Genomic DNA, 12203 nt, shown 5'->3' on the forward strand with positions numbered 1-12203 from the left:
CCAGGCAATGCCGGCCAGCGGCCGGCACTACCGGGCGATGCTCAGCGCTTGTACTTCGGCACGAACACCTTGTTCACGGCGTCGGCCAGCTGGTCCGGCGGCAGCAGGCCCTGGTCCAGCAGGAAGTTGTTGAACGCCAGGCGGTCGAACTTCGCGCCCAGTGCCAGCTCGGTCTGCATGCGCAGTTCCAGGATGCGGGTGTAGCCGTAGAAGTAGCTGCCTGCCTGGCCCGGCATGCGCACCATGTAGCGGTCCAGCTCCTGGGTGGCCATCGCCTTGGACAGGCCGACCTGCTCCATCAGCACGCGCTCGCCGTTGGCACGGTCGGTCAGGCCGAGGTTGAGCATCGGGTCGAGCATCGCGCGTGCGGCGCGCAGCAGGCGGAACTGCAGCGCGATCATCTGCCCGTCCAGCGGCTCGTACGGCACCATCTCGGCTTCCGCGTACAGCGCCCAGCCTTCCACGTTCACCGAATTGAAGGCGAACATGGTGCGCGCCAGCGAGATGCCGCGCTCGACCATCGCAGTGAACTGCAGCTCGTGGCCCGGGCGTCCTTCATGCGCGCTCAGCGTCCACGCCGCCGCGCCGAAGTTGAAATCATCGTACTGCGCGCCCGGGCCCGCGGCCGGGTTGCCCAGCGGCAGCACGAAGGTGCCCTGCTGCCCGGTGTTGTTGACCAGCGGCGCCGGCAGGAAATGCGGTGCCGGGCTGGCCGCGCTCTCGGCGGCCGAGCCCAGGCGCATCTGCATCGCGCGCTTGGGCACGTCGACGATGGCGTGCTCGCGGATCAACGGGTCGATCGCATCGATCACCTTGCGGTAGTGGCCTTCCAGATGATCGTCGGCGATCTTGTCGGCCTTCAGCGCACGGATCACCGCCACCGGGTCGCTCGGATCGGCCACCTTCAGGCCCTTGTCCTTCACCACCAGCGGCGCCAGCTGCTGCATCGCCGAACGGGTTTCCATGAACTCCAGCTGCGCGCGCTGCATCAGCAGTTTCGGGTCGATGTCGATGCCGACCTGCTTGAGCTGATAGGCGTACAGCGGCGCCGGCAGGCGCGCATCGGCACGTGCCTTCGGCAGCACCTCGGTGCGGGTCCAGGCCGCATAGTCCTTCATCTGCCCGGCCAGGGTCTTCATCGCCTCGTCGGCACCAGCGATCTGGTACTTCTTCAGCAGCGACTCGATGCCGGTGATGTAGGTCTCGACGTTGTCCAGCGACTGCTGCACTTCGATCTTCGTCGGCTGCAGCAGCGTGCTGTCCTTCAGTCGCTCCTGGTAGCGCTGGCGGGCCAGCGTGGTGAAAGGAGTGCCACCCGGCTGCAGGCCGGCATAGGCCTTGAGGCGGTCGATCGCCTTGGCGCGGCGCTCGGCCGGGACCTGGTCGGACAGCAGCAGGTTGAGGCCGCTGAACACCGTCTGCGGTGCGTCGCTCCACGGCAGCAGGTACTTCTCGTTGAGCTCGCTGCCTTCGATGTTCTGGTTGGCGGCGTGGATCATGATCTCCAGGTCCTGGCGGACATTGGGATCCTGCTCGGTGGCCAGCTTCGCCTTCAGTTCGTCGCGGGCCTTGGCCATCGCGGCACGGTAGCGCTTGCCGTTGTCCGGGCCGAGGTCGGCCACCTTGTCGTCATAGCCGGGCACGCCGAAGAAGCCGGTTTCCTCCGGCTGGAACGGGCCCTGGGCGTCGAGCAGGATCTGCGCCAGCGCATTGCTGCGGGCGACCCAGGCCGGGCTGGCCGGGCTGGCGGCCTTTGCGGCGGGTGCGGCCAGGGCTGTCGGTGCGGACAGCAGCGGGGCGGCGCTCAGCGCCAGGGCAACGGCCAACGCGATCGGCTTCATGGAACACTCCAGCAAAGGGTTGTCCGCACCCTACGCGCTCATGGCGATGGCGACAATCGGCCGGAGGTCACAACGCCGCGGTCATCGGGCACTCGCCGCGATCACGGCATGCCTGAAGTGCGCATTCGTGCGCGGCCTCGTCATCGTCCAGCGCGGTCAGGTCGAAGGTCTGCTTGTCTTCGGCCAGCACATACATCACCGGGTAGTCCCACACGTCGTCGCTGCGGGTGCCCTTCACGAACAAGCGGCCGTGCGCGTGCGGGCCTTCCAGTGCCACGGTCAGGCCGACATCGCGCTGGCCATTGATGGCGGTCTGCATGCTGCCCAGCGGCATCGATTCGGCCTGCAACGGTTCACCGAAGGCTTCCACCAACTCGATGCTGCAGCCGGCGCGACGCAGTGCTTCGCGCATCGGCGGGCTTTCGCGTGCGGCCTCGCTCCAGCGCAGCACGCTCCAGGTCACCGCGCCAGCGGCCACCCCCATCACCAGCACCACCGCCAGCGGCATCGCCCAGCGCCAGTGGCGGCGCCACCAGCCGGAAGACGACGGGCCATGGGCGGGAATCGGTGGTGGCAGGGTCATCGGCGGGCTCCTTCCCGTGTGTCTGTCAGGGTTTCAGGCAGCGTCCCAGGAAGGCTTCGGCGACGCGGTAGCGATGCAGCGCATCGGCACCGGACAGGCCATGCTTGGCACCCGGGTAGGTCATCAGCTCGAACGGCTGGGCACGCTTCTGCAGCGCGCTCATCAGGCTGGTCGAGTTGGTGAACAGCACGTTGTCGTCCGCCATGCCGTGGATCAGCAGCAGCGGCGAACGCAGGCCCTCGATATGGGTCAGCACGCGCGCTTCGCGGTAGCCGGCTTCATTGCGCGCCGGCAGGTCCATGTAGCGTTCGGTGTAGTGGCTGTCGTACAGGCCCCAGTCGGTCACCGGCGCACCGGCCACGCCACAGGCGTACTGGTTCGAGGCCTTGGCCAGCAGCATCAGGGTCATGTAGCCGCCGTTGGACCAGCCCTGCACGCCGATGCGTGCCGGGTCGACCCACGGCTGCTGCTTCAGCCACGCCACGCCGCGCAGCTGGTCGGTCACTTCCACCGTGCCCTGCTTGCCGTACAGCGCGCCACCGAAGTCACGGCCACGACGCGGGGTGCCGCGGTTGTCCAGCGAGAACACCACGTAGCCCTGCTGGGCCAGGTACTGGTTGAACAGGTGATCACCGCGGCCGGGCCAGCTGTCGGTGACGGTCTGGCTGGCCGGACCACCATAGACGTACACCGCCACCGGGTAGCGCTTGGACGGATCGAAGCCGGCCGGCTTGATCAGGCTGTAGTTCAGCGCGGTCTTGCCGTCAGCAGCGGTCAGCGTGCCGAACTCGATCGGGCGCTGCGCGTCACGGTAGCGCGCATACGGATGCTTGGGATCGGCCAGATCGTTCTCGAGCAGGGTGGCGATTTTCTCGCCATTGGCACGGAACAGCTCGATCTGCGGCGGCGTGCTGCTGTTGGACCAGCTGTCGACATACACGCTGGCATTGCGGGCGAAGCTGGCGCTGTGCATGCCCGGCGCCTTCGACAGCCGCTGCGGCTCGCCGCCCTGCAGCGACACCGCGTAGATCTGGCTTTCGCGCGAGGTCTCGATGCCGGCGCGGAAGTAGGCCTTGCCGGCCTTCTCGTCGACCGCCAGCAGTTCGTCCACCGGCCAGTTGCCGCGGGTCAGCGCGGTGGCCTTGCCCTTGCTGTCGATGCGGTACAGGTGCTGGAAGCCGGTGCGCTCGGACGACCACAGCACGCTGCCGTCTTGCAGGAAGCGCAGGCTGTTGTGCAGCGGCACCCAGGTCGGGCTGGTTTCGTGGACGAGCACGCGCTGGGTGTTGGCAGCGAGGGCGACCTCGACCAGGTCCAACTGCTTCTGGTCACGCGACTGGCGCTGGAAGCTCAGGTGCTGCGCATCGCGCCAGTCGACGCGGGCCAGGTAGATGTCCTGCTCCTTGCCCAGGTCGATCCACTGCGCCTGTGCCTGCTCGGTGGGCGAAATGACGCCCAGCTTCACCTGCACGTTGGCATCGCCCGCGGCCGGATAGCGCTGCTCGATCACATCGGTGCGATCGGCATAGACCTCATAGCGCTTCTGTACCGGCACCGGCGATTCATCGATGCGGGCAAAGGCGATGGCCGAATCGTCCGGCGCCCACCAGTAGCCGGTGTGGCGGTCCATCTCTTCATCGGCGACGAATTCGGCCACGCCGTTGCCGATGGTGGTGCTGCCGTCGCGGGTCAGCTGCACCTGCTTGCCGCTGGCCAGGTCGATCACCCACAGGTTGCGGCCACGGATGAAGCTGACGAAGCCGCCCTTCGGCGACAGCTTGGCGTCGGTGGCGAAACCTTCGCCATGGGTCAGCTGGCGTACCGCGGCCTGGCCCTGCTGCTTGAGGTCGTAGAGATACAGTTCGCCGCCCAGCGGGAACAGCAGGCGCTGCGCGTCCGGCGACCACTGGTAGTCGACGATGCCGGTCATCGCGGCGATGCGCTGGCGCTCGCGGCGGGCCTTTTCCTCATCGCTGAGGGTCTCGGTGCCCGGCAGCACCACCTTGGAATCGACCAGCAGCCGGGTCTGGCCGCTGCCGATGTCATAGGTCCACAGGTCCAGCTGGTTGCGGTCGCTGTCCTTGCCACGCAGGAAACTGACCTGCGAACCGTCCGGCGCCACCTTGGGCTTCATCAGGGTCGGGCCGGACAACGGCAGCGGGCCGGTGATGGCTTCCAGGGTCAGCTTTTCAGCGTGGGCGGCGGTCGTGGTGGCGAGCATGAGGGCGAGCGAAGCGAACAGGTGGCGCATGAAGTATCCCGGCAAACGGCAGGTCCGCTGCGCGCGGTGGGCGCGCGGCGGTCGTCCCCCATCCTAACCAAGCCCGTGCGGGAAGGCAGCATGACCTTTTGCCCATAAGGAGTGCCGGCAAGGAGTGCCGACCAACGGTCGGCACCCACCGTACTGGGTCAGCGCTGGCCGAACAGGTGCTTGCGTTCTTCGTCGCTGAGCGGCTTGCCGGCGTTTGGGTTCACCTGCTGGCGCAGGGCATAGGCGCGCTGAGTGGCCGGGCGCGCGGCAATCGCTTCATGCCAGCGCTTGAGGTTGGGGAAGGCGGCAAAATCGACCGGGATCTTGTCGTAGGCGCCGATCCACGGATAGCTGGCCATGTCGGCGATGGTGTAGTCGTCACCGGCCAGGAAGGCGTGCTGGGCCAGGCGCTTGTCCATCACTCCGTGCAAGCGGCGCACCTCGCTGTCGTAGCGCTCGATGGCGTACGGGATCTTCTCCGGTGCGTACACGTTGAAGTGGCCCATCTGGCCGCTCATCGGGCCCAGCCCCGCCATCTGCCAGAACAGCCACTCCAGGGTGGTGACGCGGCCGCGCGCGTCGCTGGGCAGGAACTGGCCGGTCTTCTCGGCCAGGTACAACAGGATCGCGCCGGACTCGAACACGCTCTGCGGGGCGCCCCCATCGGCCGGGGCGTGGTCGACGATGGCCGGCATCTTGTTGTTGGGCGAGATCGCCAGGAATTCCGGCTTGAACTGGTCGCCCGAGCCGATGTTGACCGGGTGGATGCGGTACTCCAGGCCGGCTTCCTCCAGCAGCAGGGTCACTTTGTGGCCGTTCGGGGTGGGCCAGTAATACAGGTCGATCATGGCGGCGGCTCGGGATGCGGAAAGGAACCTGAAGTCTAGTGCGTGAGTTGGCTTGGCACCGTCATGGCGGGCCAGTAACCTCGCCACTCCCCCGAAACGCAGCATCCCCCGCATGAGTGCAAACCGACCGCCGCTCTCCCCCCTGTCCACCCTGATCTTCGCCTCGCGCTGGCTGCAGCTGCCGCTGTACCTGGGCCTGATCGTGGCGCAGTGCGTCTATGTGTTCCTGTTCGGCAAGGAACTGTGGCACCTGATCTCGCACTCGGTCTCGATGGGCGAACAGCAGATCATGCTGATCGTGCTGGGCCTGATCGACGTGGTGATGATCTCCAACCTGCTGGTGATGGTGATCGTCGGCGGCTACGAGACCTTCGTCTCGCGCCTGCGCCTGGAAGGCCACCCCGACCAGCCGGAATGGCTGAGCCACGTCAACGCCAGCGTGCTGAAGGTGAAGCTGGCGATGGCGATCATCGGCATCTCCTCGATCCACCTGCTGAAGACCTTCATCGCCAGTGGCGCGCTGAATGGCATCCCGCTGTGCACGCCGGAACAGATGAGCGTGGCCGCCGCCAACATCGGGATCGCCCGCTGCTCGATGCTGACCCCTGACGGTGTGCTGTGGCAGACCATCATCCACTGCGTGTTCATCCTGTCGGCGATCGGCATCGCCTGGACCGACAAGCTGATGTCCAACAGCCACAGCAAGCCCCACGACAAGGCGCACGACCACTGATGCGTGCGCGGGCAACGGCACCGTCGCCGTTGCCCGTCCTGGCCCCGCCCCTTGTGCGTGGCGGTGGCCGGGATGCTAGATTGCACCCTCGCCGTTGCCGGCGGTGGCGTCGGGAAACGTCACCCTGCCGCGCCCGGACCGCAGGTCCCGGCCATGCATATCAATGATTTACGTCACGTCGTCTTCTTAGAGGGGAGCAGGATGTCGCACGTCTCAACGATCACCGCCGCGCGCCGGTGGCTGCCGGTTGCGCTGGCACTGGCACTGGCCGCCTGCTCGGGCAAGGAAGAATCCGCAGCACCCGCCGCCGCCCCTGCACCGGCGGCCGCGCAGGCCGCACCCGTGGTGGCCGCCAAGGTACAGTCGATGGGCACCGAACAGCTGCGCGAATCGGCCAGCCAGGCCCTGCGCGAGAACCGCATGTATGCGCCGGCCGGCGACAACGCAATCGAGTACTACCTGGCGTTGCGCGACAAGACCCCGGACGACGCCTCGGTGAAGAGCGCGCTGACCGACCTGCTGCCCTACACCCTGATTGCCGCCGAGCAGCACCTGGGCCGCGAGGATTACACCGAAGCACAGCGCCTGGTGGCGTTGATCGAAAAGGTGGATGCGTCCGCGCCGGCCCTGCCGCGCCTGAAGGAAGGCCTGGCCAAGGGCGTGCAGAACGCCGCCAAGCGCACCGAAGCGGAAGCCGAGAAGGCGAAGAAAGACGCCGAGGACCGCAGCAAGCAGCAGACCGAGCAGCAGCGCCTGAGCGAGCAGCGCGCCAAGGAGGCCGACGCAGCCAAGCAGATTGCCGCGCAGCAGGACGCCGCGCGCCGCGACAACGAACGCCAGGAGGCCGAGCGCCAGGCCGCCGCCCGCCGTGAAGCCGAGCAGAAGCAGCAGCAGGCCGCCGCCCAGCAGGCCAGTGCCGCACGCCAGGCAACCGCGGCCGCCGCACCCACCCTGCGCCCGGTCAGTACGCCGGCACCGCGCTATCCGGGCGAGGCCCTGCGCTCGGGCACCTCGGGCGAAGTACTGGTGGAGATCACCGTCGGCACCGACGGCTCGGTGGTGAACGCCCGCGTATTGCGCGCAACACCGGGCCGCGTGTTCGACCGCGAAGCCCTGAACGCGGTGAAGCGCTGGCGTTTCGAACCGGTCAGCGCACCGGTCACCACCCGCCGCACCCTGGTGTTCGCGCCCGGCAACAACTGAGGCACGTCGAGGTAGCGCCGGGCCACGCCCGGCGACGATGGATCAAGGCCCGGCATGTCCGGGCCTTGTGCTTCTCAGGCTGCCGCGTCGATCAGCCGCTGCAGGCCCGGATCGCGTGCCACCAGCACCTGGAACAGGCCCAAGGCGTGCAGGCCCGGCAGCAGCGCACGCAGGTCCGCTCCGGCCGTGGCCCGGGTGTCGGGATCGCTGGCCGGATCCTGCCAAGCGCGGGCATTGGCAAGGAACGCGCCCACGCTGCCCTTGCGTACGGTAAGACCGTTCACCTGCACGTCGTTCTGGTGATCAGGGAGGATGTCGTGTGGCTGCATGACGGGTTGCCCGGTGTGGAGTGGCGTCCAGTGTCAGGCCTTGGCCACGGCCATTCTCCCGTATAACTGCCAGTTGATATGGCAAATCGGACACATACCGCGTTGATCGACCCCGGCCTGGCCGATGCCGTCAATGGACCGGCCTTGCTGGCGGCACAACTGCGCCAGGGCGGTCCGCGGCATACCGGCCGCCACCAGCACGCCCGCGGACAGCTGTTGGGCGCGCATGAGGGCCTGTTGCGGATCGAGGTGGGCGACCTGCACTGGTTGCTGCCCGCCGGCCACATGGCCTGGATTCCGCCTCTGCTGCCGCACGCGTTGGCCAGTACCGCAAGCTTTGATGGCTGGAGCCTGTACTTCAGTGCCGGGGCCTGCGGGGGACTGCCCGCCACTCCCCGCATTTTCCAGCCCAGCGCGCTGCTGCAGGCTGCGACGGCACGTGCACTGCAATGGCCCCATGGGCCGTTGGATGCCGCGCAGGAGCGACTGGCCGGGGTGATCGCCGATGAGATCGCCCGCAGTACGCCACTGCCGTTGGCCCTGCCGCAACCGCGCGACCGCCGCCTGCGCCAGATCGCCGCCGCGCTGGCTCGCGCGCCGCATGACAACCGCAGCGTCGATGACTGGGCCGCCACCAGCGGCTTATCCAACCGCAGCCTGGCCCGCCGCTGGCTGGCCGAGACAGGCATGCCGTTCGGCCAGTGGCGCCAACGTCTGCGCGTCCTGTTGGCGTTGCCGCGCCTGCTGGCGGGCGAGCCGGTGATCAGCGTCGCGCTATCGATGGGTTATGACACGCCCAGTGCGTTCATCACCGTGTTCAAGCGCGAGATGGGGGTGACGCCGGCACGCTATGGTGCAGGGTGAGGCTTGGTATGGAGGATCGTAGGAGTGCCGGACCACGCCAGGCGCGTTACTTTTCCGGGCGCCACATCATCCGTTCCTTGTGACGCTCCAACGCCCGTGCGTAGATAGCCGGATCGCTGGCAAATTCAGCCATGAACCGAGGCTCTGGAAGTCGATATGGATCCTCTGGATCGATCTCGCACTCCGCCTCGATCTCGGGAGGGAAGACCGGTTTGCGGCAGGTCTTGAAGGTCAGCCACCGGCAGAGCGTCAGCGCGCCATAGATCGGGAACATTAGGTTGGTACGCAACGGCATCAGCGCGGTGCCCATCATCAGGATGACCATCAGCCAGCAGTTGCGGAGCGTTGGATCCGACGAGAGCGTGATGACCCGGTCCAGCGGGTCGTCATAGCAGCCTTCCGGACCGTCCTGCATGTAACGGCAGATCAGCGCCCATTGCTCGAGTATGTGATCGTCGTGATGCCAGAAGTGTCCGACGGTGTAGGTCTGCTGTATCTGCTGATTGCGGTCAAGAAGGTGACACCTGAGATCACGCAGCTCACGGTTCTGTGCACCCCGGCCGATGTGGAAGAAGGCGTAAGGCGAACCCCAAGGCACGACGGTCACGCCGCCAGCGTCGTTGTGCCTGAAAAAGTAGATCTTTCGGGTGACGCGATTGAAGCGAACCGGGTAGTGGGTGTACTGGAAGAGGTCCTTGCGGAGTAGCAACATCCACATCATGGCACCCAGCCCACCAAGCACGGCGGCCATAGCAATGCTGAGAGCCAGCTTCTCTCCCAGAGAGATAGCTGGATGGCTGTAAAGGCTATGAAAAGAGAAGGCCATGATAACTATCTCAAAGAGGGTGAATGCCGAGCACATAGCCGTGACGGCCATTCCTTTGAGTTTGAAGGTCCTTTCAACAAACTCAACGAATGTCGAGTTCATTCTGATAATTCCGAATGCGTCATCCGGAGAGTAGCCAACCGAAGAGTCAGCGCGCAGCTCGCTCTCAATTTCTCGGCGCGCCAATACTCTCCCGCATTTGAATGTGGGATACCAACCAGTGAGCATGGCTAGATTCTCAACCTCGCGAGCTCACTGCACTGCTCCTCGATGTCTACAAATAATCCTGCATGATTGAGTCCGAAGTGTAGCGCCCTATCCATCCATCGCTCGACTTCGTCGGGCTTCATCCAACCGACGACCACGGTCGTGGCAGACGCAACCAGGAGGAGAATAATCGCAACTGGAAGCGCAACACCTGCTAGTAGAAGGATACTTGAAGCGATGGCCATTGATCCTCCGAGAATCATGCCTATCCCATACGCAGGTGCCAGTTTGATGTCCCTCGCGCCTTCGTAAACCGTCAGCCCACCCAGCACCATGCCAGCAATCCCACTCAACCACCGCCCCGACGCGTAGACGGCTTCTGCACGAGTCTGAGCATAGGCCGCCCATCGCCCCATCGGCTCGGCAAGCTTCTGCGAGAACCAGGGCAACTTCGATCCGATCTCGCCCAGCAGCATCGCCGATTCTCCCACCAGCGCACCGCCCAGCGGCAAAGTTCGCGCCCAGCAGTGAGCGCTCACGCGGCAGTGCCTTGCTGTATTGCCTGCTTAATTCAGACAGGCTGGCCGAAGCGAACACCAGGCTGGCCGTGCCATAGGCGAAGGAGGTGTTGCCAAGCTTGGCGAAGCTGCCGCGCATCGCGTCGTACATATCCACGGTCGTCAGCGTTCGCGCCAGTTCGGCATGACGCGACGTGCCGGTGATCACTGCCTTGGCATTCAGCGCCTTGAAAAGACGCAACTGGTCGCTGTCCACCAGGGCAACGAGGCCGATTTTGAAGCGTTTCCCTTGGGACATCCACGGGTACGGCAGCAGCCTGCGCGACAGCAATCTGAACGCAAATGGCGAAGCCCACACCGACTACTTCTCCGGGCGCCACATCATCCGTTCCTTGTGACGCTCCAACGCCCGTGCGTAGATGGCCGGATCGCTGGCAAATTCAGCCATGAACCGAGGCTCTGGAAGTCGATATGGATCCTCTGGATCGATCTCGCACTCCGCCTCGATCTCGGGAGGGAAGACCGGCTTGCGGCAGGTCTTGAAGGTCAGCCATCGGCAGAGCGCCAGCGCGCCATAGATCGGGAACATCAGGTTGGTACGCAACGGCATCAGCGCGGTGCCCATCATCAGGATGACCATCAGCCAGCAGTTGCGGATCGTTGGATCCGACGAGAGCGTGATGACCCGGTCCAGCGGGTCGTCATAGCAGCTTTCCGGGCCTTCCTGCATGTAGCGACAGATCAGCGCCCACGGTTCGCGGATGTCATCCTCATGTTCCCAGAAGTGGCCGATGGTGAAGGTCTGTTGTATCTGCTGATTGCGATCGAGCAGATGGCAGCGGAGATCAAGAAGTTCAGGATTCTGCGCGCCCCGGCCGATGTGAAAGAAGGCGTAGGGCGAACCCCAGGGCACGACAGTCACACCGCCGGGCCCGTTGTGCCTGAAGAAGTAGATCTTGCGGGTGATGCGATTGAAGCGAACCGGATAGTGCGTGTACTGGAAGATGTCTTTTCTGAGAACCATCCACCAGCATACGAAGTTTGCCGCAAAGACGACTACGGTGATGAACAACAGATGTGGCCATAGGCCCGCTAGCCCCTCCCTCATTTCAGAGGACTGGATAAACAAATTCACGTTTACGCCAGTAAAGAAGATGACCATCAGCGAGGCGGACAGCGTCGCGGCCATACCCTTTACTTTGAAAGACCTGTCGACGAAATCGATGTACTGCGAATTCATCGCAATCAGACCGAATGCATCGTCGGGCGAGAACTGCGACGGAATGTCATGCCTCAACTCCGAACTGCGCTCCGGGTGGTTCAACCGTCGCCCAACGGGGAAGCGTGGCAGCCATCCTGTAAGCACTATGCGGACCTCTGAAGACTTTTCATCGAAGCCAGTTGATCTTCAACCGTCGAGAAAGAGCCAGCATCATTGCCGCCAAAGTGAATCGTTCTGTCCATCCACCGCTCGATTTCATCAGGCTTGAACCACCCTACGACGACCGTCACGACAGCCGCGACAAGCATCAGTATCAGTGCAAGTGGTATTGCCGCGCCCCAAAGCAACAACCCGGCAGCAACCATCGTGGCGATTCCTCCAGTAATCATACCAATGCCGTAGACGGCATCGAGCTTGAAGTCCCTGGCGCCTTCGTAGACCGTCAACCCACCCAGCACCATGCCAGCAATCCCACTCAACCACCGCCCTGCAGCGAAGACAACTGCCGCCCGAGTCTTAGCACGAAATGCCCATCGCCCCATCGGCTCGGCAAGCTTCTGCGAGAACCAGGGCAACTTCGATCCGATCTCGCCCAGCAGCATCGCCGAGTCTCCCAGCAGTGCACCCACGCCAGCGGCAAAGTTCGCGCCCAACAGTGGGCGCTCACGAGGCAGTGCCTTGCTGTATTGCCTGCTTAATTCAGACAGGCTGGCCGAAGCGAACACCAGGCTGGCCGTGCCATAGGCAAACGACGGGTTACCCAGCTTGGCGAAGCTGC

The 12203-nt window shown here is 64.9% G+C and carries 13 protein-coding genes; 4 read left to right on the top strand and 9 right to left on the bottom strand.

Translation table 11 applies throughout. The features are described from left to right. Positions 1 to 41: 41 nt before the first annotated feature. The 4 genes from ACMZPQ_RS21200 to ACMZPQ_RS21215 all read right to left on the bottom strand — a co-directional run bounded on the left by ACMZPQ_RS21200 (position 42) and on the right by ACMZPQ_RS21215 (position 5523). Positions 42 to 1841 carry a DUF885 domain-containing protein gene (locus tag ACMZPQ_RS21200; RefSeq protein ID WP_197580970.1) on the bottom strand — a complete coding sequence of 600 codons (1800 nt, stop codon included), beginning with the start codon at positions 1839 to 1841 and terminating at the stop codon, positions 42 to 44. A 67-nt stretch (positions 1842 to 1908) separates the two neighbouring features. After that, positions 1909 to 2424 (bottom strand): cytochrome c oxidase assembly factor Coa1 family protein, encoded by a 516-nt coding sequence (locus tag ACMZPQ_RS21205; RefSeq protein WP_197580969.1) that lies wholly within the window; start codon positions 2422 to 2424, stop codon positions 1909 to 1911. Between the two features lie 25 nt (positions 2425 to 2449). After that, complete coding sequence (locus ACMZPQ_RS21210) at positions 2450 to 4675, bottom strand: S9 family peptidase (protein ID WP_197580968.1); 2226 nt, start codon at positions 4673 to 4675, stop codon at positions 2450 to 2452. Positions 4676 to 4833: 158 nt separating this feature from the next. Next, complete coding sequence (locus tag ACMZPQ_RS21215) at positions 4834 to 5523, bottom strand: glutathione binding-like protein (RefSeq protein ID WP_197580967.1); 690 nt, start codon at positions 5521 to 5523, stop codon at positions 4834 to 4836. 112 nt (positions 5524 to 5635) lie between these two features. Between ACMZPQ_RS21215 and ACMZPQ_RS21220 the strand changes: the two genes are divergently transcribed. Further along, on the top strand, positions 5636 to 6256 hold the full coding sequence (locus ACMZPQ_RS21220; RefSeq protein WP_197580966.1) for a TIGR00645 family protein: 621 nt from the start codon (positions 5636 to 5638) through the stop codon (positions 6254 to 6256). Between the two features lie 201 nt (positions 6257 to 6457). Beyond that, positions 6458 to 7459 carry an energy transducer TonB gene (locus ACMZPQ_RS21225; RefSeq protein WP_197580965.1) on the top strand — a complete coding sequence of 334 codons (1002 nt, stop codon included), beginning with the start codon at positions 6458 to 6460 and terminating at the stop codon, positions 7457 to 7459. 74 nt (positions 7460 to 7533) lie between these two features. On the opposite strand, the gene ACMZPQ_RS21230 is transcribed toward ACMZPQ_RS21225, so the two are convergent. Then, positions 7534 to 7788, bottom strand: a complete 255-nt coding sequence (locus tag ACMZPQ_RS21230; RefSeq protein ID WP_197580964.1) for a hypothetical protein — start codon at positions 7786 to 7788, stop codon at positions 7534 to 7536. Between the two features lie 78 nt (positions 7789 to 7866). Between ACMZPQ_RS21230 and ACMZPQ_RS21235 the strand changes: the two genes are divergently transcribed. Next, positions 7867 to 8652: an AraC family transcriptional regulator gene (locus ACMZPQ_RS21235; protein ID WP_197580963.1), complete on the top strand. Its 786-nt coding sequence runs from the start codon at positions 7867 to 7869 to the stop codon at positions 8650 to 8652. A gap of 46 nt (positions 8653 to 8698) precedes the next feature. Here the strand turns inward: ACMZPQ_RS21235 and ACMZPQ_RS21240 are convergent, their stop codons facing one another. Both ACMZPQ_RS21240 and ACMZPQ_RS21245 read right to left on the bottom strand, forming a co-directional pair. Beyond that, complete coding sequence (locus tag ACMZPQ_RS21240) at positions 8699 to 9580, bottom strand: DUF6708 domain-containing protein (protein ID WP_197580962.1); 882 nt, start codon at positions 9578 to 9580, stop codon at positions 8699 to 8701. Between the two features lie 128 nt (positions 9581 to 9708). Beyond that, positions 9709 to 10224 (bottom strand): hypothetical protein, encoded by a 516-nt coding sequence (locus tag ACMZPQ_RS21245; protein WP_197580961.1) that lies wholly within the window; start codon positions 10222 to 10224, stop codon positions 9709 to 9711. 173 nt (positions 10225 to 10397) lie between these two features. Here ACMZPQ_RS21245 and ACMZPQ_RS21250 point away from each other — a divergent pair, with 173 nt between their 5' ends. Then, positions 10398 to 10601: a hypothetical protein gene (locus ACMZPQ_RS21250; protein ID WP_197580960.1), complete on the top strand. Its 204-nt coding sequence runs from the start codon at positions 10398 to 10400 to the stop codon at positions 10599 to 10601. On the opposite strand, the gene ACMZPQ_RS21255 is transcribed toward ACMZPQ_RS21250, so the two are convergent. Both ACMZPQ_RS21255 and ACMZPQ_RS21260 read right to left on the bottom strand, forming a co-directional pair. Beyond that, complete coding sequence (locus ACMZPQ_RS21255) at positions 10565 to 11500, bottom strand: DUF6708 domain-containing protein (RefSeq protein ID WP_197580958.1); 936 nt, start codon at positions 11498 to 11500, stop codon at positions 10565 to 10567. The two genes, ACMZPQ_RS21250 and ACMZPQ_RS21255, sit on opposite strands and share 37 nt — an antisense overlap. Before the next feature lie 68 nt (positions 11501 to 11568). Further along, the coding region (locus ACMZPQ_RS21260) for a hypothetical protein (protein ID WP_495495859.1) at positions 11569 to 12203 on the bottom strand (635 nt) is incomplete at its 5' end.

This window comes from Stenotrophomonas maltophilia (assembly GCF_047497515.2).
GTDB lineage: Bacteria > Pseudomonadota > Gammaproteobacteria > Xanthomonadales > Xanthomonadaceae > Stenotrophomonas.

Excerpts from the sequence above, each read along its gene's own strand:
- ACMZPQ_RS21200 (WP_197580970.1), bottom strand. The coding sequence starts at position 1,841 with ATGAAGCCGATCGCGTTGGCCGTTGCCCTGGCGCTGAGCGCCGCCCCG.
- ACMZPQ_RS21205 (WP_197580969.1), bottom strand. The coding sequence starts at position 2,424 with ATGACCCTGCCACCACCGATTCCCGCCCATGGCCCGTCGTCTTCCGGC.
- ACMZPQ_RS21210 (WP_197580968.1), bottom strand. The coding sequence starts at position 4,675 with ATGCGCCACCTGTTCGCTTCGCTCGCCCTCATGCTCGCCACCACGACC.
- ACMZPQ_RS21215 (WP_197580967.1), bottom strand. The coding sequence starts at position 5,523 with ATGATCGACCTGTATTACTGGCCCACCCCGAACGGCCACAAAGTGACC.
- ACMZPQ_RS21220 (WP_197580966.1), top strand. The coding sequence starts at position 5,636 with ATGAGTGCAAACCGACCGCCGCTCTCCCCCCTGTCCACCCTGATCTTC.
- ACMZPQ_RS21225 (WP_197580965.1), top strand. The coding sequence starts at position 6,458 with ATGTCGCACGTCTCAACGATCACCGCCGCGCGCCGGTGGCTGCCGGTT.
- ACMZPQ_RS21230 (WP_197580964.1), bottom strand. The coding sequence starts at position 7,788 with ATGCAGCCACACGACATCCTCCCTGATCACCAGAACGACGTGCAGGTG.
- ACMZPQ_RS21235 (WP_197580963.1), top strand. The coding sequence starts at position 7,867 with ATGGCAAATCGGACACATACCGCGTTGATCGACCCCGGCCTGGCCGAT.
- ACMZPQ_RS21240 (WP_197580962.1), bottom strand. The coding sequence starts at position 9,580 with ATGAACTCGACATTCGTTGAGTTTGTTGAAAGGACCTTCAAACTCAAA.